The sequence below is a fragment of the Ensifer aridi genome, from assembly GCF_002078505.1.
Taxonomy (GTDB): Bacteria; Pseudomonadota; Alphaproteobacteria; order Rhizobiales; family Rhizobiaceae; genus Sinorhizobium; species Sinorhizobium aridi.
Genome location: NZ_LUAV01000013.1, coordinates 26,076 through 48,154, shown reverse-complemented (window position 1 = coordinate 48,154; position 22,079 = coordinate 26,076). Strand labels below are relative to the sequence as shown.

Below are 22,079 nucleotides of genomic sequence, written 5' to 3'. Positions count from 1 at the left end.
GCGCAAAATTCCTCCATTGCGGCAGCAGGGGAGCCCCGCCGGAGCCACATGTCAGAATCGACGATTTGGGGAGAAGAACCGGCCTCTGAACTTTCCGGTCCGCCGCCGTCGCAACGTAAAATCCATTAACCGTGAATCGCCTCGGGGCGTCAAGGGGTGGTTTGTGACGGAAGTTTGAGCGCTAGATGTTGTGTGGACCGACTGTGGAAAACGGGGACATCGATCAAGCCCTTGAAAATCAGGGGCTTCCCGAATTTGCTTGCGAAGATGCCGCAGCGACAGGCGGAAAATCAAATTTTTATGGATGAAAAAGCGGGTAACTGGAATGCCGTTGCGCTACCCGCGATTGCGAAGCCGCCGGGAATGTGACGTAGGGACACGTGATTCGTTGGCGCGACCTATAGATCCCGACGAATAGGCGACCACAACATCTTGAACGAGGCGTCCTTTCGCCTTTTGTGCGCAAGATGCCCGGTGGAAACGCCCTCCCGGCGGGCCGCCGGATGCGCACGGCCTCAGCCGTCCACGCGCTTCTGCAATTCCCTGGCACCGTTCGGCGCGTTGACCTTGCCCGAGGTGATGAAGAAGGCGAAGACGTTGCGCGGTGCCTCTTCGGGTTTACGCTCCGGCGCACTCTTCTCAAGATCGTCCGGCTCGCCGCCCGCCGCAAAGGTCTTCAGCCGATCGGCCCAGAGATCGAGCCCCTTGGGCGGGTAGCAGGTCTTCACGTCGTCGCTGCCTTTCTGCAGCCGCGCATAGACGAAGTCGGTGGTGACGTCGGCAATCATCGGGTAATCCGCGTGTTCGGCGAGAACGACGGCCACCTTGTACTTCTCGAGCAGCTTCACGAAATCCGCCACTTGGAAGGTCGGATTGCGGACCTCGACGACATGGCGAAGCTTCAGCCCGTCCTGCTTTTCCGGCAGGAGTTTCAGGAAGCCCTCGAAATCATCGGGATCGAACTTCTTGGTCGGCGCGAATTGCCAGAGGATGGGCCCAAGACGGTCGCCCAGTTCCGTCAGCCCCTGCGTCAGGAATCGCTCCATGGATTCACCGGCTTCGGAGAGGACCCTGCGATTCGTCACGAAGCGGCTGGCCTTCAGCGAAAAGATGAAACCGTCCGGCACCTCCGCTGCCCATTTGGCGAAGGTCTCGGGCTTCTGCGAGCTGTAATAGGTGCCGTTGACCTCGATGGTCCGCAACTCCTTGCCAGCGAATTCGAGCTGCCGCTTTTTCGGAAGATCGGAAGGGTAGAAGGTGCCCTCCCAGGGCTCGAAGTTCCAACCACCGATGCCGACGCGGATCTTTCCTGAATTTGCCATCCTCTCCTCCCTCAAAGCCGCCTTGATCAATTCTCAAAAGCTCGACCGTCATGAAGGGCAGCTTCAGTCGCCACCCGAATCACTCCGCCGCCACCACCTTTTTCACCGGCCGGCGCTCCAGAAGCTCCTTCAGGAAGTGTCCGGTATAGGAGCGCGGCTCCTTCACAACCGCCTCGGGCGTACCCTGTGCGATGACCTCGCCGCCACCGTCGCCACCCTCCGGGCCGAAATCGATGATCCAGTCGGCCGTCTTGATGACTTCGAGATTATGCTCGATGACCACTACCGAATTGCCCTGGTTGACGAGTTCATGCAGAACTTCAAGAAGCTTGGCTACGTCATGAAAATGCAAGCCTGTCGTTGGCTCGTCCAGAATGTAAAGCGTGCGTCCGGTGGAGCGTTTCGAGAGTTCCTTGGCGAGCTTCACGCGCTGGGCTTCGCCGCCCGAAAGCGTGTTGGCCTGCTGCCCGATCTTGATATAGCCAAGCCCGACCTGATTAAGCGTCACTAGCTTGTCGCGGACCGCCGGAACGGCCGAGAAGAATTCGACGCCTTCCTCGACCGTCATGTCGAGCACGTCGGCGATCGACTTGCCCTTGAAATGAACGTCGAGCGTTTCGCGGTTGTAGCGCTTGCCGTGGCAGACGTCGCAGGTGACATAGACATCCGGCAGAAAGTGCATCTCGATTTTGATGACGCCGTCGCCCTGGCAGGCCTCGCAGCGGCCGCCCTTGACGTTGAACGAGAAGCGACCCGGTTGATAGCCGCGCGCCTTCGCCTCCGGCAGCCCGGCGAACCAGTCGCGAATCGGCGTGAAGGCGCCGGTATAGGTGGCCGGATTCGAACGAGGCGTGCGACCGATCGGCGACTGGTCGATGTCGATCACCTTGTCGATATGCTCGAACCCGTCGATGCGATCGTGATCGGCCGGGTTTTCGCGCGCGCCCATGATGCGGCGCGCCGCCGCCTTGTAGAGCGTTTCGATGAGGAAGGTCGACTTGCCGCCGCCCGAGACGCCGGTGACGGCGGTGAAAACGCCGAGCGGGATAGACGCGGTGACATTCTTCAGATTGTTAGCCCGCGCGCCTACAACCGTGATTTCCTTCTTCTTTTTTGGTTTGCGTCGTTCGCTCGGCACCTCTACCGACAGCTCGCCCGAGAGATATTTTCCCGTCAGCGACTTCGGATTGGCCATGATGTCGGATGGCGTGCCTTCAGCGACGATCTCACCGCCGTGGATGCCGGCCGCGGGGCCGATATCCACGACATGATCCGCCGTCAGGATCGCATCCTCGTCATGCTCGACGACGATCACCGTATTGCCGATATCGCGCAGGTGCCTCAGCGTGTCGAGCAGCCGGGCATTGTCGCGCTGGTGCAGGCCGATCGAAGGCTCGTCCAGCACGTAGAGAACGCCGGTCAGTCCGGAACCGATCTGCGAGGCGAGCCGGATGCGCTGACTTTCGCCGCCCGAAAGCGTGCCGGAATTGCGCGAGAGACTCAAATATTCGAGGCCGACATCGTTCAGGAAGCGCAGCCGTTCGCGGATCTCCTTGAGGATGCGCACGGCGATCTCGTTCTGCTTCGGGCTGAGGTGATCAGGCAGCGCCTCGAACCAGTCTCGGGCGGCGCGGATCGACATGTCGGTGACCTCGCCGATATGCAGCCGATGGATCTTGACGGCGAGCGCTTCCGGCTTCAGCCGGTAGCCGGCGCAGGCCGGGCAGGGTGCTGCCGACATGAAGCGCTCGATCTCCTCGCGCGCCCAGGCGCTGTCGGTCTCCTTCCAGCGCCGTTCGAGATTGGGCACGATGCCCTCGAAGGTCTTGGTCGTATTGTAGGAGCGGGCGCCATCCTGATAGTGGAAGGTGATCTTCTCCTCCGTGCCGTAGAGGATCGCCTTCTGCGCTTCCTCGGAGAGTTCGCTCCAGCGGCTGCCGAGCTTGAAGCCGAAGACCTGGCCAAGCGCTTCGAGCGTCTGGTTGTAATAGGGCGAGGTCGACTTCGCCCATGGCGCGATCGCGCCGTCCCGCAGGGTCCGGTGCGGTTCCGGCACGATCAGCGCCTCGTCGATCTTCTGCTGGCTCCCGAGACCGTCACAGGTGGTGCAGGCCCCGAATGGATTGTTGAAGGAGAAAAGCCGCGGCTCAATCTCGGGTATCGTGAAGCCCGAGACCGGGCAGGCGAACTTCTCCGAAAAGAGCACGCGCTCATGCGTCTCGTTCAGCGACTTGTTGGCCGAACCGCCGGCCGCCGTTTCTTCCGGGGGCAGCGGCCGGTCGGCGAACTCGGCGATCGCCAGCCCATCGGCGAGCGTCAGGCAGGTCTCGAGACTGTCGGCGAGGCGCGTCGCGATATCGGGCCGCACGACGACACGGTCGACCACCACATCGATGTCGTGCTTGTACTTCTTGTCGAGCGTCGGCACGTCGGCGATCTCATAAAACTGGCCGTCGACCTTGACGCGCTGGAAGCCCTTCTTCATCAGCTCGGCGAGTTCCTTCTTGTACTCGCCCTTGCGGCCGCGAACGAGCGGCGCCAGGATGTAGAGCCGCGTGCCTTCGCCGAATTCCAGCACGCGGTCGACCATCTGACTGACGGTCTGGCTCTCGATCGGCAAACCGGTGGCCGGCGAATAGGGCACGCCGACGCGCGCAAAAAGCAGGCGCAGATAGTCGTAGATCTCGGTCACGGTGCCGACCGTCGAGCGCGGGTTGCGCGAGGTCGTCTTCTGCTCGATCGAGATCGCCGGCGAGAGCCCGTCGATCTGGTCGACATCCGGCTTCTGCATCATCTCCAGGAACTGGCGGGCATAGGCCGAGAGGCTCTCGACATAGCGGCGCTGACCTTCCGCATAGATCGTGTCGAAGGCCAGCGACGATTTGCCGGAGCCGGAAAGGCCGGTCATCACGATGAGCTTGTTGCGCGGCAGATCAAGGTCGATACCCTTGAGATTGTGCTCGCGCGCACCGCGAATGGAGATGGTCTTGAGTTCACTCATCGGAAGCCAGTTTTGAATATCGGTTGAAAGCCTCCTATGTAATGACGACAACGCCCATGTCGAGGCGCAATCGGCAAAAGAGGGGCTCAATTGCGATTCGGTTGACAGGATCATAGAGAAACATTAGAACAAAAAAAGAACAAAATGTCAGCGGTGTTCCTGGACAAATCAGTTGTGGATTACGGGCGATGCGGGGCGTATCCGCGGCGGCGGGCCGTTAAGATGAGCACTCTTGAGAGATTGGAAAGCCGGACCGGTGGTGCGGCGACAAGTACGGGAAAAGCGATATGGCTGGTAGCGTCAACAAGGTGATCTTGATCGGAAATGTCGGGGCGGACCCCGAAATCCGGCGCACGCAGGATGGCCGGCCGATCGCCAACCTCAGGATCGCCACATCGGAGACCTGGCGCGATCGGAATTCGGGCGAGCGTCGCGAGAAGACCGAGTGGCACACCGTGGTCGTCTTCAACGAGGGGCTCTGCAAGGTCGTCGAGCAATATGTGAAGAAGGGCGCCAAGCTTTACATCGAAGGCCAATTGCAGACGCGCAAATGGCAGGACCAGAACGGCAATGATCGCTACTCGACCGAAGTCGTTCTGCAAGGCTTCAATTCGACGCTGACCATGCTCGACGGCCGCGGCGAAGGCGGCGGTGCCGGTCGCGGCGGCAGCGACTACGGCGGCGGCTATGAAGATTACGACCAGCCGCGGCAATCCTCAGGCGGACGCTCCGGCGGTCAATCCAACCAGGGCGGCGGCAATTTCTCGCGCGACCTCGACGACGACATTCCGTTCTGATCGGCAGGTTTGAACCCGCCTCCGCGTTCGGCCCGCCCCTGAGCGGGCCGTTGTGTTTTCCCAGCCTAATGCATGTCGCCCAAAAAATTGCAGCGGTCTCCGGGACAACGACATGCACAAAAACAAGCACTAAAGCGCGTCGCATGAATTTGGTTAAACGCGACGCACTTTAGACGCGAAACGCTGAGCGCACTCCGTCGAGGACGAATTGCACGGCGAGCGCCGCAAGGATGACGCCAAGCAGACGGGTGAGGATCGCCCGCCCGGTTGTGCCGAGGAAACGGTCGATGCGCTCGGCGATCACCAGCGCCAGGAACAGCAACGCCATCGAGGCGGCGATGACGACGAGCAGTTGCACGCGGTCGATGATGGAGGGGAAGGAACTGCCGAGGAGGATGGTCGCCGAGATCGCTCCCGGTCCGGCGATGAGCGGCAAGGCGAGGGGAAAGACCGCGATATTGTGGATATGGTCCTTCGTAATCGCGGCTTCTCCCGTCTTTTCTTTTCGCTCCTGGCGCCGCTCGAAAATCATCTCGAAGGCGATCCAGAAGAGCAGCAGGCCGCCAGCGATGCGAAAAGCGCCGATCGAGATACCGAGCAGACCGAGAATGCCGTCGCCGAAGAGCGCGAAGGCCGCCAGGATGAAGAAGGCAATCAGCGAGCCGCGGGTTGCGACCTGAAAGCGCTCGTGCCGGCTCATGCCAACCGTGAGGCTGAGAAAGATCGGTGCGAGCCCGGGCGGATCAAGCGTGACGAGCAGCGTCGTCAGCGCATTGACCAAAAGATCGGCATTGAACATCCGTATCCCCTCTCCGGATTTTGACCCCGGTTCTCCTGGTGATGTCGGCCGCATTCTTAGGCACGCGACGGGTGCTTGGAAAGGGGCGGGTAGCCAAGCGCCGCACAATGGCTTAAACCGACTTTACGACCGGGCAGAACACGGCCTGCCAGGACCTTCCGATTCGTGGGCGTCTGCCCTAGAAAAGCCCGCTCCGGCGGCAAAAGACTGTTCAAAACCACCCGCCGAAAATTGGCGCTGAAGGCCGCCTTCGGCTATAAAAAACCGACTGATTCTGAACAAAGATCGTGATCAACATTGACTGAGCAAAGCAATCCAGGCGGCGGGAAAACTCCGCCAGGCATCGAGCCGATTTCCATTATCGAGGAAATGCAGCGGTCCTATCTCGATTACGCAATGAGCGTGATCGTATCTCGCGCGCTTCCCGATGTGCGCGATGGCTTGAAACCCGTTCATCGGCGCATCCTCTACGGGATGAGCGAGCTCGGCATCGACTGGAACAAGAAATACGTCAAATGCGCCCGCGTCACCGGTGACGTGATGGGTAAATACCATCCGCACGGCAACATGGCGATCTACGACGCCTTGGCTCGCATGGCGCAGGACTGGTCGCTGAGGCTGCCGCTCATCGACGGCCAGGGTAACTTCGGTTCTGTCGACGGCGACCCGCCGGCGGCAGAGCGCTATACGGAGTGCCGGCTGCAGAAGGCAGCGCATTCGCTGCTGGACGATCTCGATAAGGAAACGGTCGATTTCCGCGACAACTACGACGGCACCCTGCAGGAGCCCGTCGTCGTCCCGGCGAAATTCCCGAACCTGCTCGTCAACGGCGCCGGCGGCATCGCCGTCGGTATGGCCACGAATATCCCGCCGCACAACCTCGGCGAAGTCATCGACGGCTGCATCGCGCTGATCGACAATCCTGCGATCGAATTGCCGGAATTGATGCAGATCATTCCGGGGCCGGATTTTCCGACCGGCGCGCTGATCCTCGGCCGCGCGGGCATCCGCCAGGCCTATGAGACCGGCCGCGGCTCCGTCATCATGCGCGGGCGTGCCCATGTTGAGCCGATGCGCGGCGACCGCGAGCAGATCATCATCACCGAGATTCCCTATCAGGTGAACAAGGCGACGATGATCGAAAAGATGGCCGAACTCGTGCGCGACAAGCGTATCGAGGGTATTTCGGACTTGCGCGACGAATCCGATCGTCAAGGCTATCGCGTTGTCATCGAGCTGAAGCGTGACGCCAATGCCGAGGTCATCCTCAACCAGCTCTATCGCTACACGCCGCTGCAGACCTCCTTCGGCTGCAACATGGTAGCGCTGAACGGCGGCAAGCCGGAGCAGATGACGCTGCTCGACATGCTGCGCGCCTTCGTCTCCTTCCGCGAGGACGTCGTTAGCCGGAGAACGAAATACCTCTTGCGCAAGGCGCGCGAGCGCGCGCATGTGTTGGTCGGCCTCGCGATCGCCGTCGCGAATATCGACGAGGTGATCAAGCTGATCCGCCAGGCGCCGGATCCGCAGACTGCACGCGAACAGCTCATGGAACGCCGCTGGCCGGCGCATGACGTCGATGCACTGATTCGGCTGATCGACGATCCGCGCCACCGGATCAATGACGACGGCACCTATAATCTCTCGGAAGAGCAGGCTCGCGCCATACTCGACCTGCGCCTGCAGCGCCTGACGGCACTCGGCCGTGATGAAATCGGCGACGAGCTCAACAAGATCGGCGAGGAAATCAAGGACTATCTCGACATCCTCTCCTCGCGGCTGCGCATAATGCAGATCGTCAAGGATGAGCTTGGGGCAATCCGCGACGAATTCGGCACGCCACGCCGCACCGAGATCGCCGATGGCGGCCCGGACATGGACGACGAGGACCTGATCGCTCAGGAGGACATGGTCGTCACCGTGTCGCACCTCGGCTATATCAAACGCGTGCCGCTCACGACCTACCGCGCACAGCGCCGAGGTGGCAAGGGCCGCTCCGGCATGGCGACCCGCGACGAGGATTTCGTTATCCGGCTATTCGTTGCCAACACCCATACGCCTGTCCTGTTCTTCTCCTCCCGTGGCATCGTCTACAAGGAGAAGGTCTGGCGGTTGCCGATCGGCACGCCGCAGTCGCGCGGCAAGGCGCTGATCAACATGCTGCCGCTGGAGCCGGGCGAACGCATCACCACGATCATGCCGCTGCCCGAGGACGAGACGACCTGGGAAAACCTGGACGTGATGTTCTCGACCACCCGCGGTACGGTCCGCCGCAACAAGCTCTCCGACTTCATCCAGGTCAACCGTAACGGCAAGATCGCGATGAAGCTCGAGGAGGAGGGCGACGAGATCCTCTCGGTCGATACCTGCACCGAGCTTGACGACGTGCTGCTGACGACGGCATGCGGCCAGTGCATCCGCTTCCCCGTCTCCGACGTGCGCGTCTTTGCCGGCCGCAACTCGATCGGCGTGCGCGGCATTTCGCTTGGCGACGGCGACCGGATCATCTCGATGGCAATCGTCGGCCATGTCGATGCCGAGCCGTGGGAGCGCGCCGCCTATCTGAAGCGCTCGGCGGCCGAGCGCCGCGCCACGACCGGCGAGGACGAAGAGATCGCGCTTGTCGGCGAAGAGGTGACCAACGGTGGAGAGCTCTCCGACGAACGCTACGAGGAGCTGAAAGAGCGCGAACAGTTCGTTTTGACGGTTTCGGAGAAGGGCTTTGGCAAGCGCTCGTCCTCCTACGATTTCCGCACTTCCGGTCGCGGCGGCAAGGGCATCCGCGCCACCGACACGTCGAAGACAACGGAGATCGGCGAGCTCGTCGCGGCTTTCCCGGTCGAGCACAACGATCAGATCATGCTTGTCTCTGATGGCGGCCAACTCATCCGCGTGCCGGTCGACGGCATCCGGCTGGCGAGCCGCGCCACCAAAGGCGTCACCATCTTCTCAACCGCCAAGGACGAGAAGGTCGTGTCGGTCGAGCGGATCAGCGAGCCGGACGGCGAAGACGAGATCGAGGAAGTCGTCACCGCCGGTGAGGCCATCGTGGCGGAACCACCCGCTGACGCCGAGGATTGATCGCGGAGTGCGACAGAGCAAGAAAAGCCCGTCATCCACGGCGGGCTTTTTTTGTGGGCGGATGGCGCTACAGCGCCGCGCGTCTTATCAGACGCGCAAAGGTCGCTGTAGCATTGCTGCATGTCTTTGTCCTTAAATCGAGGTCGATTTAAGGAGACATGCAGGAGGCAGCCTGTTGGCGGATATAATTCTGCAGCGCCTCCGCAAGCGCATCGAAAACGACCCGGCAGCGCGGCGTCGTGCGCAGGCTTTCATGCATGACCAGCCAAGTTTCGAGCTTCATCTCGAAGCGGTCCGCCAGGACGTGCGCGAGTTGCGGATTGCTGGCGGCGAGCGCGTTCTGGCAGATGCCGATCCCGAAACCGGCGCGGATGGCCGAGAGCTGGGCGAGATTGCTATCGGCTTTGAGCGCAAAACGAAGCGCCGGCAAGTTCGGCGCCCTCGCCAGGACGGCGCGGATCGCCGCCGTCCCATGGTCATAGCCGATGAGATCGTGACGGGCGAGGTCGTCGAGCGTTTCGGGCACGCCGCGTCGGTCGAGATAGGACCGATGTACGTGGAAGCCGAGCGGAATTGCGCCGACATGGCGGGCGACGAGCGCACCCTGTTCTGGCGCGACCATGCGCACGGCAATATCGGCCGCCTGACGCAGGATGTCCTCGACCGCGTCCGAGGCTGACAGTTCCATGCTCAGTTCCGGATTGCCGACTGAATTGCGAAAGCCGGTGATGCCCACGAAGATGAAGGATACGGATTGGGCAAACGCGCTGGACGCTTTCCGGGCTCGAACCGCTTGACGGTCGCAAAATCGATCGACGCTACAGAGGACAGGTTTCGGGAACGGAACGGGCGAAGAAGACACGGCAGGCGGGGCGGTAGAGCGAGAGATGCAGCCGCCAATTGAAGATCAGTGATTTCACCTCGGAACGAACGAAGTCCTGCACATTGGTTCGAAAAAGGTTACGGTTCTTTGTTTGCGCCACAGCGGACCGCGCGTCGGCGAGCGGCTGTACGAGCCTGTGAAAATACGCATTTGAAATCCGGCTCCTCGAAAAGCCCCGCGTGCCTACGGGCTGTCGACGGAATATGTTGAGCCCGTCGTCGAGCCGCATCGTTACCTCGTTGCGAAAACATACCTTCGATGTTCTGCGGGCGCATTGGAGGAAATACATCTGGTCCTCCGATGACAGCCGCAGGCGCTCGTCGAAACGGACGCTCCCAAGGACGATCGCGTCGAGTACTGTCGCCGAAATGTGGACGGGCCATGAAGTCAGGATGATTTCGAAGAAATCGGCGTCGAGGGCGAAAAGCCTGCCTCCGTCGTCCAGTGCCCGGCCATACTCGGTCAGGCGCGTCTGGGTGAGACGCGTCGAACTGCGCGAAGGCCAGGTATAGTCAGAAAAATAGAAGTCGTAGCCGCGCCCGAGCGCTTCGATGGCATATTGCAGATGACCTTCGGTCCAGACATCGTCGGAATCCAGGAAGGCGATATAACGGATCTCCGGGGTAATGGAGTCGAGTCCGGTGTTGCGGGCGCTTCCCGGTCCACCGTTCTTGCGCGATATGATCCTTATGCGTGTACGCTCGCTTTCGGGACGGCGCTCGACTTCCGCCGCTGGCGATAATGGGCTTTCATCATCCACGACGAGGACGAGGACGTCTTTGTAGGTTTGGCGGAATATGCAGTCGAGAGATCGCGTCAGGATACCGGATTCGGCTTGATAAAATGGAACGATTACAGCAACGCCCATCATTCCGCCCGCTCTTGCGAGAGTAAAACCTAAAGTAGATTTCTGATACAATAATACAATAAGTTGATAAGGCAATCAATCACTTCGGCGGTTGGGCCGGACTTGGCCAAGCGGGCGGTGAGAACGACGAAGAATGCGAAATTGCGCTTGGTTTTCTCACAGCGTAGCGCGACCGACGACAGCCCGGACGGGCGGCAGCACTTGTGTAGATCAGTTCCTGAAAACGATACAGGCGCCGCCGCTCTTGCGAATGGCGGCGCATAGCTTGTTCGCTTCAGCGCGCGTCTGTCGGCCTATGCGGGCCGCGTAACGGCTTCTGGCGCCAAAACTGCCGTTGCGCTCTCGCACAAGAACCGCCTTTTCGCTGTTTATCGGCGCCGGCAATCTTCTGATGGCGTTCAGGAACAACCGCTGCGCCACGGATTTCCGATAGTGCGCCGACACCTGAACACCCCAGGGTGCCCAGGCGGCCTCGTCGGCTATGACGACTTCGCGCAAACGCCGCGTATTGGCGAGCGCAACGCAGCCATCCAGGAAGCTCTTGTCCTTGTCGAGCTCGATATTGAGGGCCTTCGGGGGATTGTCCCGCCAGTCTTCGACGGGATGAGCTGTGATCGCCAGGACGTAATCACGCGTCTCGTACGGTAGGCGGTCGTTTTCCAGGAAGCGCTCGAGGCCAGCCTCGCCGGCATTGTAGGCCGCTGCCGCAAAGCCGAGATTACCATAGCGCGACTTGAGTTCGCTTAAATACTCGGCAGATTTGCCAAGGGCCGCCACGGCGTCGAAACTGTTCGACAAGCCGCGCAGCTTTGCCGTTCCCGGCATGAACTGGGCAATTCCCTCCGCGCCCTTCGGACTGATGGCGTCCGGCTGGAAAAGGCTTTCACGCCAGATCAACCGGGCAAAGAAAGGAGCCGGCAGGTCGTTCGCCTCGGCATAGTGTTCGATGATGCCGCAGACATCCCGGGCGAAATTATCGGGGCTGATGCAGAGACGAATGGATGGGTGTACTGCGGAAACGCCCGAATAGAGGCACTTTCGCGGAGGAACCGGCGCATCGGTGCGGGCCTCGGCAACACCGGAGACGGCGGCGATAGAACACCCTGCAACGGACAACACCGCCGCAGCAGCGCGCGCCAGACGTCCCATTCGGTTATCCCAGATGCGGCATCTGCCCGCTCTGCCTTGCTCGACCATACGGCTCCTCAGCGACGAACGAGTGCCTATAGATAACACCTTCGACGGCGGTGAAAAACCACGGTGCGCGATTTCAGTCCGGAGATTCCGTGGGTATCCGGAGATTCCGTGGGTAATGGTCGGCTCCCCCTCGGGCTCAAGGGTCCATTGTTCGATGTGGTGCGTAAACATCGGCGCAGAATAGGCGACTGGTGTGCAAAGAACCCCGTGCATGACGGGGTCCTCTGTTCTTTGCGGCTTCTCAGGCGACCTCATCGAGCGCAGGGTAATCGGTATAGCCCTTGGCGCCGCCGCCGTAGAAAGTCGCCTGGTCCGGTGTGTTGAGCGGCGCGTTATTCTTCAGCCGGCGCACGAGATCCGGATTGGCAATGAAGGGCTTGCCGAAGGCAACGAGGTCGGCTTCGCCGCTTTCGATGGTACCGATCGCCAGATCGCGGTCATAGCCGTTGTTCGTCATCCAGGCCGCCTTGCCGCCCGCGGCCACATAGGCGGCGCGAAGCGCCTCGTAATCGAATGGACGATCGCCTTGCTGATGGTCGCGCGGGCCGCCGGTCGCGCCTTCGATGATATGGATATAGGCAAGGGGATAACGAGCCAGTCGCTCGACGACATAGCTGAAAAGCAGCTGCGGCTCTGGATCGAATGCGTCGTTCGCCGGGGTCACGGGCGAAATGCGGATGCCTACCCGGCCTGCGCCGATCTCGCCCGTGATCGCGTCGACAACCTCGAAGAGGAATCGGGCGCGGTTCTCGATCGAACCGCCATAGGCATCGGTGCGCCTGTTGGAGCCGAAGCGCAGGAATTGATCGATCAGGTAACCGTTGGCCGCATGGATTTCGACACCATCAAAGCCCGCCTCGACCGCAGCGCGCGCCGCTTTGCGGTAATCTTCGACGATCCCTGCGATTTCGGCGAGTTCCAGCGCCCGAGGTTCCGACGTTTCCGCGAAGCTGCCTGTTCCGTCCGGGTTGACGAGGTATGTCTTCGACTTCGCACGGATCGCCGACGGCGCCACCGGCTTGCCCCCGCCGGGCTGCAGCGATTCGTGCGATATCCGGCCGACATGCCACATCTGCACGACGATCCTGCCACCCGCCTCGTGCACCGCATCCGTCACCTTGCGCCAGCCCTCCAACGCCTCGGGCGTGTAGAGCCCGGGCACGTCCGCGTAGCCCTGGCCTTGCTGACTGATCGCCGTCCCCTCCGTAATCAGCAAGCCCGCTGACGCTCGCTGCTCGTAATAGGCGGCGTTGAGGGCGTTGGGGACGGCTTTTGGCGACCGATTCCGGGTCAGCGGCGCCATTACGACACGGTTCTTGAGCGTGATGTCGCCAATGGTGATCGGGTCGAAAAGAGAGGCCATGGATTGTCCTTTCCGTTGGGTTCAATCTAGGGAGGTGAGGGAGTTCGTTAGAGGTCGCCGATAGCCTTCAGGAACTCGGCGATCGTCTCTTCATTGCGCCTGTAGAACACCCACTGGCCGACGCGGCGGGTCGTCACGAGACCCGCGCGCTGCAGCACGGCGAGATGCGAAGAGACCGTCGATTGGGACAGGCCGCATCGCTCGAACTGACCGGCGCAAACGCCCATCTCCAGCGGATGCTCCTGAGCCGCGAAATGCGCCTGTGGCTCCTTCAGCCACGTCAGGATATCCATTCGAGTCGGATGTGCCAGCGCCTTTAGGATTTCGTCTCTGTCCATAGTATTTCGATGTATCGAATTTTACCGATATATGTATCGAAAAGCGGCGATATACAAGTCACAAGAGTGTGATGCGCGAGTGGGCAAAAAAAGAGGGCCACAAGAAAACTTGGGCCCTTTCAGTTGTGAAGGTTTCTAACCTCCAGAGGGGAACAGCTGTTGCAGCGGCTGGGGAGGAGAAAGCCGCTAGATGCATCAGCCAAGAGAGATATGGGGGGTGTCACGCCGGGTTTCAATAGCCGTGCCCAAGAATTTCGCAACTGGGGGCTGCAGGCCGCAAGAAGGCAAAAAAAGAGGGCCACAAGAAAACTTGGGCCCTTGTAGTTGTGAAGGTAATAAGAACCTCCAGAGGGGAACAGCTGCTGCGGTGGCACTGGGAGGAGAAGCCACCAAAGATGCATCAGCTGGGTGTGGTATGCTGTTTTTTTGGGCTTGCAGCAATCATTTAATATGCATGACAGCCATGCCATGTGCGCATCCCTGCACATTTTTGCAGCGCACAACCAGGCTGCTTCACGAAAAAATTTCACCCATGAAAAAATACGATATGAGAAACAGCAGCTTAGTATGATTATTGGCAAATGCTCACAAATCGGGCAACCGAAGCGACGATCAGAAATTCCAGTTCCGAGCCTTGGCGACGATGTAATCGCGGAAGACTTTCAGCTTCGCAGAGTTCTTCAATTCGTCGGGATAGCAAAAATAGGTGTCGAAAGACGGAATATCGGCGCTGATCGGAAGCTGGATCAGGCCGGGGTCGCGACCGACGATATAGTCCGGCAGCATGGCGATGCCGATGCCGAGCAGGCAGGCACGCTTGATCGAGGTCTGGCTGTTGATCTGAAGATGCGATATCCGCGGATTATCCGGGTCGCGCCCTGCGATCTCCAGCCAATTCACATCGAGTAGATAATTGGGCGCCGGCTCGCCGAAGGTGATGATCCGGTGATTGTCCAAGTCGTCGAGCGATTGCGGCTCGCCGTGCTTGTTGATGTATGACGGCGCCGCATAGATATGCATGTGCACGGTGAAGAGCTTGCGCTGGATAAGGTCCGACTGCTGCGGCTGACGCAGCCTTATGGCGCAGTCGGCGTGACGCATGTTCACGTCAAGCTCTTCGTTATCGAGAATGAGCTGTACCTGGACCTCGGGATACAGCGACATGAATTCCTGTATCTTGTCGGTCAGCCAGCCCTGGCCGAGGCCGACGGTCGTGGTGATGCGCAGCTTGCCGCTCGGCTTGTCGGTGGTCTCGCTGAGCTGCGCCTTGACGCTTTCAAGCTTCATCAGCACTTCATGCGCCGTGCGATAGAGCATTTCGCCTTGCTCGGTCAGGATAAGACCGCGTGCGTGGCGATGAAACAGCTTGATGCCCACGTCCTGCTCGAGAGCGCTAACCTGCCGGCTGATCGCCGATTGCGAGAGGTGGAGCTTGTCTGCCGCGTGCGTGAACGAGCCGGCCTCGGCCGCCGCATGAAATATGCGCAGTTTGTCCCAGTCCAGCGACATAAAATCCCCCATAGAGGGTCAATCGGAGAAGCCTAGTACCTTCCTCCGGATATGACCGATGCATCTGTTCCCATGCGGGGCCACTCCGTTCTGGCGTGCGCCCCTATTTGCAGCTTCTATTCGGCCGCAATTGCGACGGGCATATGACCCGCCAGATATTTCTCCGCTTCGAGCGCCGCCATGCAGCCCATGCCGGCGGCCGTCACGGCTTGGCGATAGACGTCGTCCGTCACATCGCCAGCGGCAAAAACGCCTGGAACATCCGTCGCCGTCGAATCCGGCGCAGTCCACAGATAGCCGTTCGGCTTCTGGCGAAGCTTGCCCTTGAAAAGTTCTACGGCCGGCGCATGACCAATGGCGACGAAAACGCCGTCGATTGCCATGTCGGTCGTCTCGCCGGTCTTCGTGTTGCGAAGCTTCACGCCGGTGACGGAGGCAGGCATTGGCGGCTTGGCGGCTGCGCCGAGATATTCGACAACCTCATGATCCCAGATGATCTTGACGTTCGGCTTGGCGAAGAGGCGCTCCTGCAGGATCTTCTCGGCCCGGAATGCATCCCGGCGGTGGACGACGGTAACGCTCTTCGCAAGATTTGAGAGATACAGCGCTTCCTCGACCGCGGAGTTGCCGCCGCCGACGACAATAACATCCTTGTTGCGGTAGAAGAAGCCGTCGCAGGTCGCACAGGCTGAAACGCCGAAGCCCATGAATGTCTGCTCCGTCTCGATGCCGAGCCATTTTGCCTTGGCGCCTGTGGCGATGATCAGCGCGTCCGCCGTCCAATCCGTTCCACTGTCAGTCTTGATGCGGAAGGGGCGGACGGAAAGGTCGACATCGGTCACGAGGTCATTCACGATCTCCGCGCCGACATGAGTCGCCTGCTTCAGCATCTGCTCCATCATCCATGGCCCCTGGACCGGATCAGCATAGCCTGGATAATTCTCCACATCCGTGGTGATCATCAGTTGTCCGCCCTGTTCCATGCCGGCGATCAGCACCGGCGAGAGCATGGCCCGCGCTGTATAGATCGCGGCGGTGTAGCCGGCCGGGCCGGAGCCGATGATCAGCACTTTGGTGTGGCGGGCGGTCATGCTCTTGTCCTTTCGTCATCGGAGAGCCGGGGGCGGTCGTCCGGTGCGATTCAATAATGGCAAAATATTGCCTTACTTTAGGTATTCACAGCGCGCACTTTCAAGGGCATACGCGCTGATACACACAAGTGGTTGCGTCACCAACGTCAATTTGACACCAAATCGGACATTTTCGCATCGGTTTGATGGTGGCCACTGGCGTAAAGATCGCCGCCGTGGAACGCTGCGTAAGGTTTTTGTGCATGCAACCGTAAGTACCCTCGTGTCGGCATCCGATAACGTGCTACCCACATGCGAGACAGCACTGGCGGGCTCGCTACAGCCACGCAGCAGATCGATGGGGCGCTCGTCGAACGCAACGAGGGCGAGCTCTGCGATGTCGCGGCAGCCGAACGAATACCGGCGGACATATAAGGCCTTATCCGCCAGGCCGACGAACGTGGGGATGTTGGGCAATGGTCGTACGCGTCGAGCTCGATGCCATCGATATGAAAATATTGCGTGAACTGCAGGGCAACGGCCGGATCACGAATGTGGAACTCGCCGACCGCGTGGGAATTTCCGCGCCTCCTTGCCTGCGCCGGGTTCGCAAGCTCGAAGAGGCCGGCGTCATCCGCGGCTACCGCGCGCTCCTCAACGCTTCCGCTCTGGGCTACGACCTCGTCGCCTTCTGCATGGTCGGGCTGAAACACCAATCGGATGCCAATCTGAAGGCGTTCGCCGCCCGCACCGCCTCCTGGCCACTCGTCCGGGAGGCCTGGATGGTGTCGGGAGAATCGGACTTTCTGCTGCAGTGCGTGGCCGAGAACCTTGCGAGCTTTCAAGATTTCGTTATTGAGGAGCTTACCGCAACCGAGAATGTCGATACGGTGCGGACCATGCTGACCATCCGTCAGGTAAAGGACGCGTGTCAGGTGGAAATCTAAGACGCGGACCGTGCGGCTGCGGCGCATTCGGACCAGAGTTTCGCTAGGCGTAAAGAATTGATACATCTTCAGGACGCAAGCGTGCATTCTGCGCGCAGGGGGCCAGCCGGGGCGGCCACATGACGCCGAAGCTCCGCTTTCCGCCTTTATCATCTGCCTAAACGAGGAAGCCTATCTCGGTAACTGCATCGCGAGCCTGGAGCAGTGCTCCGAGATCGTTATCGTCGATTCAGGCTCCACCGACGGTACTGCAGCGCTAGTGCAATCCTACGTCGATGCGGGCTGGCCCATCCGGTTCATGCATGAGCCATGGCGCGGTTACGCCGGACAGAAGCAATTCGCCCTGGAGCAGTGCAGTGAGCCCTGGTGCTTCAATATCGACGCCGACGAGAGACTGGACGAAGCGCTGCGTAGGCTGCTCCCCAGCCTCCTTGCCGCGCCAGACGACATCGTTGGATGGCGGGTGGCGCGCCGTCCCTATCTGATCGGCTATGGATACACTCCTGAAAACGTCCGCGAGCGGCGGAATCTGCGACTGATCAGGCGGGGAAGGGGACGCTACGACCTTAGCCAGAAAGTCCATGAAGGCATCATACCCGATGGCAAGATCGGAGATGCCCGCACCGGCAGCCTGCTGCATTACCGCCCATTGGTGATGGATGAACAGGTGCTAAAGGAGAATAAATACTCGACGCTGAAGGCAGACCAGCAGGTCGAAGCAGGAAAACCGCCCCGCTTCTACAAGCTTGTCTTCGGTCCGCCGCTCTATTTCCTCAGGCTTTACTTCCGCAACGGCCTCTGGCGCTGCGGCTTGTCCGGTTTCATCGAAGCCATGACGGGCGCGGTCTATGCGTTTCTAACGGCGGCCAAGATCTATCAACGGCATGCGCTCAAGGCTCGTCCGAACGTGGACGATGCGCCTTCGCGCTGACGGCTGCAGGGGTTTGTTCGGCATGAAAGTCATGCACATCCATTTCGGCAAAGAAGGCGGAGCCGAGCGCTTCTTCGTCAATCTCGTCAATGCGCTTCACGACAGAGGGATCGAGCAGCGCGCATTAATCCGGCCGGACCGTAGCTGGCGCAAGGACATTGAGGGCAGCGCGACGATCTATGAGGGTGTTTTTCGGCGTATTTCGCTTTCGCGCTTCCTGCTGAAATGGCGGATGAACCGCATCCTTCACGACTTCAAGCCGGATGTAATCATGGCATGGCAGTTGCGGGCCAGCCGGTTCATGCCGGCACGCGCCAAGTCCTTTCGCATCTCGCGCCTCGGCGATTACCCCGAGCATCTCGGCTACTACACCAACGTTGAAACGCTCGTCTGCATCACCCCAGACATCGCCACGAAGGTTCGCGAACTCGGTTGGAAACGCGACGTCGAGGTGATCGCGAACTTCACCCGCGCCAAGCCGATTGCCCCTGTCGACCGCGCCAGCATGCAAACCCCTGCAGACGCATTCGTCGTCGTCGGCATGGGCCGCTTCGTCAAGCGAAAGGGCTTTGACGGGCTTATCCGCGCTGTAAAGAAGGTGGAGGGAACCTATCTGTGGCTCGTCGGCGACGGGGCGGAGCGAGCGCAGCTCGAACAGTTGACGGACGAACTCGGTATGCGCGATCGCGTCCGCTTTGCGGGATGGCAAACCAACGCCTATGGTTTTCTCGCCGCCGGGGACGTCTTTGCGATAAACTCCTCGCATGAACCGCTCGGCAACGTCTGCTTCGAGGGTTGGGGGGCGGGGAAGCCGACCATTTCCTCCCGCGCCGAAGGTCCGTCCTGGGTGATGACCGATGAGAGCGATGCGCTGATGGTCGATTGCGGCGATGACGACGGCCTCGCCGACGCCATTCGGCGCCTGCGCGACGATGCTGTGCTTCGCGAGCGGCTGAGCGCCGGCGGGCGCGAAACTTTGCGCACCCGCTTCTCCGAAAAGGCCATCACCGACGCTTACCTCGATCTCTTTGCCAGGGGCACCGCAAAGCGATGAAGGTGATCCACTTCCATTTCGGCAAGGACGGCGGCGCCGAGCGCTTCTTCGTCCATCTCGCCAATGCACTCGCGGAACGCGGTGTCGAGCAGACGTCCATCATCCGACCGGGACGCGCCTGGCGCCGGGAGATCGAAGGCGCCACGAAGATCAAGGAGAGCCATTTTCGCAACCTCTCGCTCGATCGCCTCCTGCTGCCGTTGAAGGTAAGGCATATGGCGCGGCGCGAGAAGCCGGACGTGCTGATGGCCTGGGCGCCGCGCGCAAGCGAGTTGATGCCCGACTACAAAGATGCGCTCAAGATCTCCCGTCTCGGTGACTATCCCACCCGTCTCAGCTATTTCAAAAACACAGATTGCCTCGTCTGCAACACGCCTGGTATTGCCGAGCGCGTCCTAAGCCTGGGATGGAAACGGCAGGTCAAGGTCATTTCCAATTTTACCGACGCCGAACGTGTCGAGCCGTAGACAGGGCAATGCTCGACACGCCTGTCGACGTGCCCGTCGTCATTTCGATGGGACGCTTCGTCGAGCGCAAGGGATTTCACACCTTGATCGAAGCAATCGCCAAACTGCCGGGCGCCTATCTATGGCTGCTCGGCGACGGTGAAGAGCGGGACAGCCTGCAGAAGCTCGCAGCCGATCTCGGCATCTCCAACCGGGTGCGCTTCGCCGGCTGGCAAAAGGATGCACGGCCGTTCCTCGCAGCCGCCGACGTCTTCGTCATGGCCTCGAGCCACGAACCACTCGGCAACGTGGTCCTGGAGGCTTGGGCACAAGGGACACCGGTCGTATCGAGCTGCTCCGAGGGGCCGGAATGGTTCATGCGCGATGGCGAAAATGGCTGATGGTCGACATAGGAGACGCAGATGGTTTTGCGCATGCGGTCGAGCGGATCATCAATGCGCCCGAGCTGGCAAAACAACTGGCCGAGCGCGGATACCAAACTTTGGTCAGCCAGTTCTCCAAGGAAGCAATCACGGACGCCTATCTGAAGCTCTTTGCCTCGCGACGGTAAGACGGCTCTGCGTTCTCCTCATACGCGGACAAGAATTTCAGTCAGCGCATAAGGTTTTCGTAGACCGCTCCGATCGCTCGGGCTTCCGCTTCTATGGCAAAATTTTTCGACGTCCGCGCGAGCCCGTTGGCTCCGGCTGCCGCCAGTCGCGGCAGATCGTCCATGAAGACGGCCGCGCCGTTGACCATCGCCTCGAGATTGTCGGCCGCAATGATGAGACCGGTTTCCTCATCGCCGACGGCGATCAGCTCGGAAAAGGCACCGACTTCCGTCGCCACGACGGGCACGCCGGTCGCCATGGCTTCGAGCGGCGTCAGGCCGAAGCCTTCCCAGCGCTGCGGGGCGATGAAGAGATCGAGCGCCTGGTACCAGTCCGGAATGTTTGTGTGTTCGCCGACGAAGAGAATACGATCGGCGAGCCCTGCTTTGACGACGCGTTCCTTCAGTTCGGACTCGAAGGCGAGGTGGGAACCGGTGGCCCGCCCGGCAACGATCGCACTCCATTCGGGCCGGCCGGGCAGGAGAGCGATCATGCTGTCGACGAAAAGGTCGGTCCCCTTCTGGCGACGCACGCGCCCGAAGCATCCGACGAACTTCTTCGACGGATCGAGACCGAGCCGACGTTTGGCTTCTGCCTTGTCGCCGGGCGGCCGGAAGCGCTTGGTATCGATGCCGTGCAGGACGACGGTATTCGGCACCTCCAGATAGGCGGCAGTTTTTGCGCTCGTCGCGATCACCGCATCCATCCGGCGAATGAGGAACTTGCTCCACCCGGTGTGCCGGCGCTGCGAAGCCGAGGTGAAGACAATCCGGATCTTCATGCGCAACAGATCGCGCAGGAGGATCGCGGGCAGCATTTCGACGTTGCGCCGCGCGTGCCAGACACGGCACGGACGTCCCGCCGGTCTCCTCCATAGATGGATCAGGTCGCGGTACCGGACAGACGGCAAATTCTTGGGGAGCCCCGGGCCGAGCACCGCGATCTTCTGGCCGAGAGCGCGCTGCACCGGAATGAGCTGGATGATCGTCGAAGTAACGCCGGAGAGCCGGCGCTTGAAATTGGGCGCAATCACCTCGACGTCGCGTATATCGACCACGTGTGCGCTCTCCTCGCGCATGCGACAATCACTATTGGGAAAAGGGGCGGAGCGGGGACGCGCGCCAGTGCGGGGCGGTCAGCCCCAGTGAATGGCGAGAATTTCGTATGCCTTGGAGCCGCCGGGAGCGTTGACTTCGATCGAGTCGCCCACTTCCTTGCCGATCAGCGCGCGAGCGATCGGGGAAGAGATGGAAATGCGTCCCGCTTTGACGTCGGCTTCCTGATCGCCGACGATCTGGTAGGTCTTTTCCTCTTCGGTATCCTCGTCGACGAGCTTCACCTTCGCGCCAAACTTGATCTTCGAACCGGACATCTTCGACAGATCGATCACTTCGGCACGCGCAATCAGATCCTCGAGTTCGCCGATGCGACCCTCGTTATGGCTCTGAGCTTCCTTGGCCGCATGGTATTCGGCATTTTCCGACAAGTCGCCATGAGCGCGAGCCTCAGCGATCGCTTCGATGATTCGCGGGCGTTCCTCCTGCTGGCGCCAACGCAGCTCCTCCTGCAGATTGACGAACCCACCCTGTGTCATCGGCACCTTGTCGACCATTTCATCATCCTTCATCAGACACGCGGCGCCGCCTTTCGGCGGCGCCCACGCAAAAGAAAACGGTCGCCGGAGCAAAAGCACCGGAACCGTCCGAAACATCCGAACCGTTCTTATAACAGAAACGGAAGCGCGAAAGCCAGATTTTTCGCGGTCCTTCCCCGCGGTGGCCGAGCCGAACACAATCCGACGCCGGGTGAAGGAAAGCCTCTTTACCTCAACCGCAGTTGAGGTTGTATCAGTGCTGGTTCCA

General features: G+C 60.6%; 19 protein-coding genes and 1 pseudogene. 8 read left to right on the top strand and 12 right to left on the bottom strand.

The genetic code is table 11. The annotated features are described in order from the left end of the window. The first annotated feature begins 231 nt into the window (after positions 1–231). A complete protein-coding gene (locus AYK65_RS32385) occupies positions 232–369 on the top strand; it encodes a hypothetical protein (protein WP_172401994.1) in 138 nt (45 codons plus the stop codon). 146 nt (positions 370–515) lie between these two features. On the opposite strand, the gene AYK65_RS12890 is transcribed toward AYK65_RS32385, so the two are convergent. Both AYK65_RS12890 and uvrA read right to left on the bottom strand, forming a co-directional pair. Beyond that, positions 516–1,322: a DUF72 domain-containing protein gene (locus AYK65_RS12890; RefSeq protein ID WP_081158638.1), complete on the bottom strand. Its 807-nt coding sequence runs from the start codon at positions 1,320–1,322 to the stop codon at positions 516–518. A gap of 79 nt (positions 1,323–1,401) precedes the next feature. Continuing rightward, positions 1,402–4,323 carry an excinuclease ABC subunit UvrA gene (gene uvrA / locus AYK65_RS12885; RefSeq protein WP_026614044.1) on the bottom strand — a complete coding sequence of 974 codons (2,922 nt, stop codon included), beginning with the start codon at positions 4,321–4,323 and terminating at the stop codon, positions 1,402–1,404. 287 nt (positions 4,324–4,610) lie between these two features. Here uvrA and AYK65_RS12880 point away from each other — a divergent pair, with 287 nt between their 5' ends. Then, the gene (locus AYK65_RS12880; RefSeq protein ID WP_026614045.1) at positions 4,611–5,120 is read left to right on the top strand and encodes a single-stranded DNA-binding protein; all 510 of its coding nucleotides are present in this window, start codon (positions 4,611–4,613) and stop codon (positions 5,118–5,120) included. A gap of 169 nt (positions 5,121–5,289) precedes the next feature. Here the strand turns inward: AYK65_RS12880 and AYK65_RS12875 are convergent, their stop codons facing one another. Continuing rightward, a complete protein-coding gene (locus AYK65_RS12875; protein ID WP_046120707.1) occupies positions 5,290–5,919 on the bottom strand; it encodes a MarC family protein in 630 nt (209 codons plus the stop codon). 297 nt (positions 5,920–6,216) lie between these two features. Between AYK65_RS12875 and gyrA the strand changes: the two genes are divergently transcribed. Then, on the top strand, positions 6,217–9,000 hold the full coding sequence (gene gyrA / locus AYK65_RS12870; RefSeq protein ID WP_081158636.1) for a DNA gyrase subunit A: 2,784 nt from the start codon (positions 6,217–6,219) through the stop codon (positions 8,998–9,000). A gap of 148 nt (positions 9,001–9,148) precedes the next feature. Here gyrA and AYK65_RS12865 read toward each other — a convergent pair whose 3' ends face one another. The 7 genes from AYK65_RS12865 to trxB all read right to left on the bottom strand — a co-directional run bounded on the left by AYK65_RS12865 (position 9,149) and on the right by trxB (position 16,249). Then, entirely contained in the window at positions 9,149–9,688 is a 540-nt protein-coding gene (locus tag AYK65_RS12865; protein ID WP_081158634.1) for a LysR substrate-binding domain-containing protein, read from the bottom strand. Positions 9,689–9,818: 130 nt separating this feature from the next. Continuing rightward, on the bottom strand, positions 9,819–10,754 hold the full coding sequence (locus AYK65_RS12860; protein WP_081158632.1) for a glycosyltransferase family A protein: 936 nt from the start codon (positions 10,752–10,754) through the stop codon (positions 9,819–9,821). 207 nt (positions 10,755–10,961) lie between these two features. Beyond that, complete coding sequence (locus tag AYK65_RS12855; RefSeq protein WP_420810245.1) at positions 10,962–11,900, bottom strand: transglycosylase SLT domain-containing protein; 939 nt, start codon at positions 11,898–11,900, stop codon at positions 10,962–10,964. A 289-nt stretch (positions 11,901–12,189) separates the two neighbouring features. Beyond that, a complete protein-coding gene (locus AYK65_RS12850; RefSeq protein ID WP_081158628.1) occupies positions 12,190–13,311 on the bottom strand; it encodes an alkene reductase in 1,122 nt (373 codons plus the stop codon). A 47-nt stretch (positions 13,312–13,358) separates the two neighbouring features. Beyond that, positions 13,359–13,649 carry an ArsR/SmtB family transcription factor gene (locus AYK65_RS12845; RefSeq protein ID WP_046120937.1) on the bottom strand — a complete coding sequence of 97 codons (291 nt, stop codon included), beginning with the start codon at positions 13,647–13,649 and terminating at the stop codon, positions 13,359–13,361. A 612-nt stretch (positions 13,650–14,261) separates the two neighbouring features. Continuing rightward, the gene (locus AYK65_RS12840; protein WP_026623134.1) at positions 14,262–15,158 is read right to left on the bottom strand and encodes a LysR family transcriptional regulator VtlR; all 897 of its coding nucleotides are present in this window, start codon (positions 15,156–15,158) and stop codon (positions 14,262–14,264) included. A gap of 116 nt (positions 15,159–15,274) precedes the next feature. Next, entirely contained in the window at positions 15,275–16,249 is a 975-nt protein-coding gene (gene trxB, locus AYK65_RS12835) for a thioredoxin-disulfide reductase (protein ID WP_026614052.1), read from the bottom strand. Between the two features lie 291 nt (positions 16,250–16,540). Between trxB and AYK65_RS33475 the strand changes: the two genes are divergently transcribed. The 5 genes and pseudogenes from AYK65_RS33475 to AYK65_RS12815 all read left to right on the top strand — a co-directional run bounded on the left by AYK65_RS33475 (position 16,541) and on the right by AYK65_RS12815 (position 20,177). Next, positions 16,541–16,663 (top strand): hypothetical protein, encoded by a 123-nt coding sequence (locus AYK65_RS33475; RefSeq protein ID WP_275531663.1) that lies wholly within the window; start codon positions 16,541–16,543, stop codon positions 16,661–16,663. A 41-nt stretch (positions 16,664–16,704) separates the two neighbouring features. Next, positions 16,705–17,175 (top strand): Lrp/AsnC family transcriptional regulator, encoded by a 471-nt coding sequence (locus AYK65_RS12830; protein WP_026614053.1) that lies wholly within the window; start codon positions 16,705–16,707, stop codon positions 17,173–17,175. A gap of 88 nt (positions 17,176–17,263) precedes the next feature. Further along, positions 17,264–18,106, top strand: a complete 843-nt coding sequence (locus tag AYK65_RS12825; protein WP_139793177.1) for a glycosyltransferase family 2 protein — start codon at positions 17,264–17,266, stop codon at positions 18,104–18,106. 22 nt (positions 18,107–18,128) lie between these two features. Then, entirely contained in the window at positions 18,129–19,160 is a 1,032-nt protein-coding gene (locus tag AYK65_RS12820) for a glycosyltransferase (protein WP_081158702.1), read from the top strand. Beyond that, a pseudogene (locus tag AYK65_RS12815) lies at positions 19,157–20,177 on the top strand (glycosyltransferase). Before AYK65_RS12820 ends, AYK65_RS12815 begins: the two are co-directional and overlap by 4 nt. Before the next feature lie 41 nt (positions 20,178–20,218). Here the strand turns inward: AYK65_RS12815 and AYK65_RS12810 are convergent. Both AYK65_RS12810 and greA read right to left on the bottom strand, forming a co-directional pair. Further along, a complete protein-coding gene (locus AYK65_RS12810; protein WP_081158626.1) occupies positions 20,219–21,274 on the bottom strand; it encodes a glycosyltransferase family 4 protein in 1,056 nt (351 codons plus the stop codon). Between the two features lie 78 nt (positions 21,275–21,352). Then, a complete protein-coding gene (gene greA / locus AYK65_RS12805; protein WP_026614055.1) occupies positions 21,353–21,829 on the bottom strand; it encodes a transcription elongation factor GreA in 477 nt (158 codons plus the stop codon). Between the last annotated feature and the right edge of the window lie 250 nt (positions 21,830–22,079).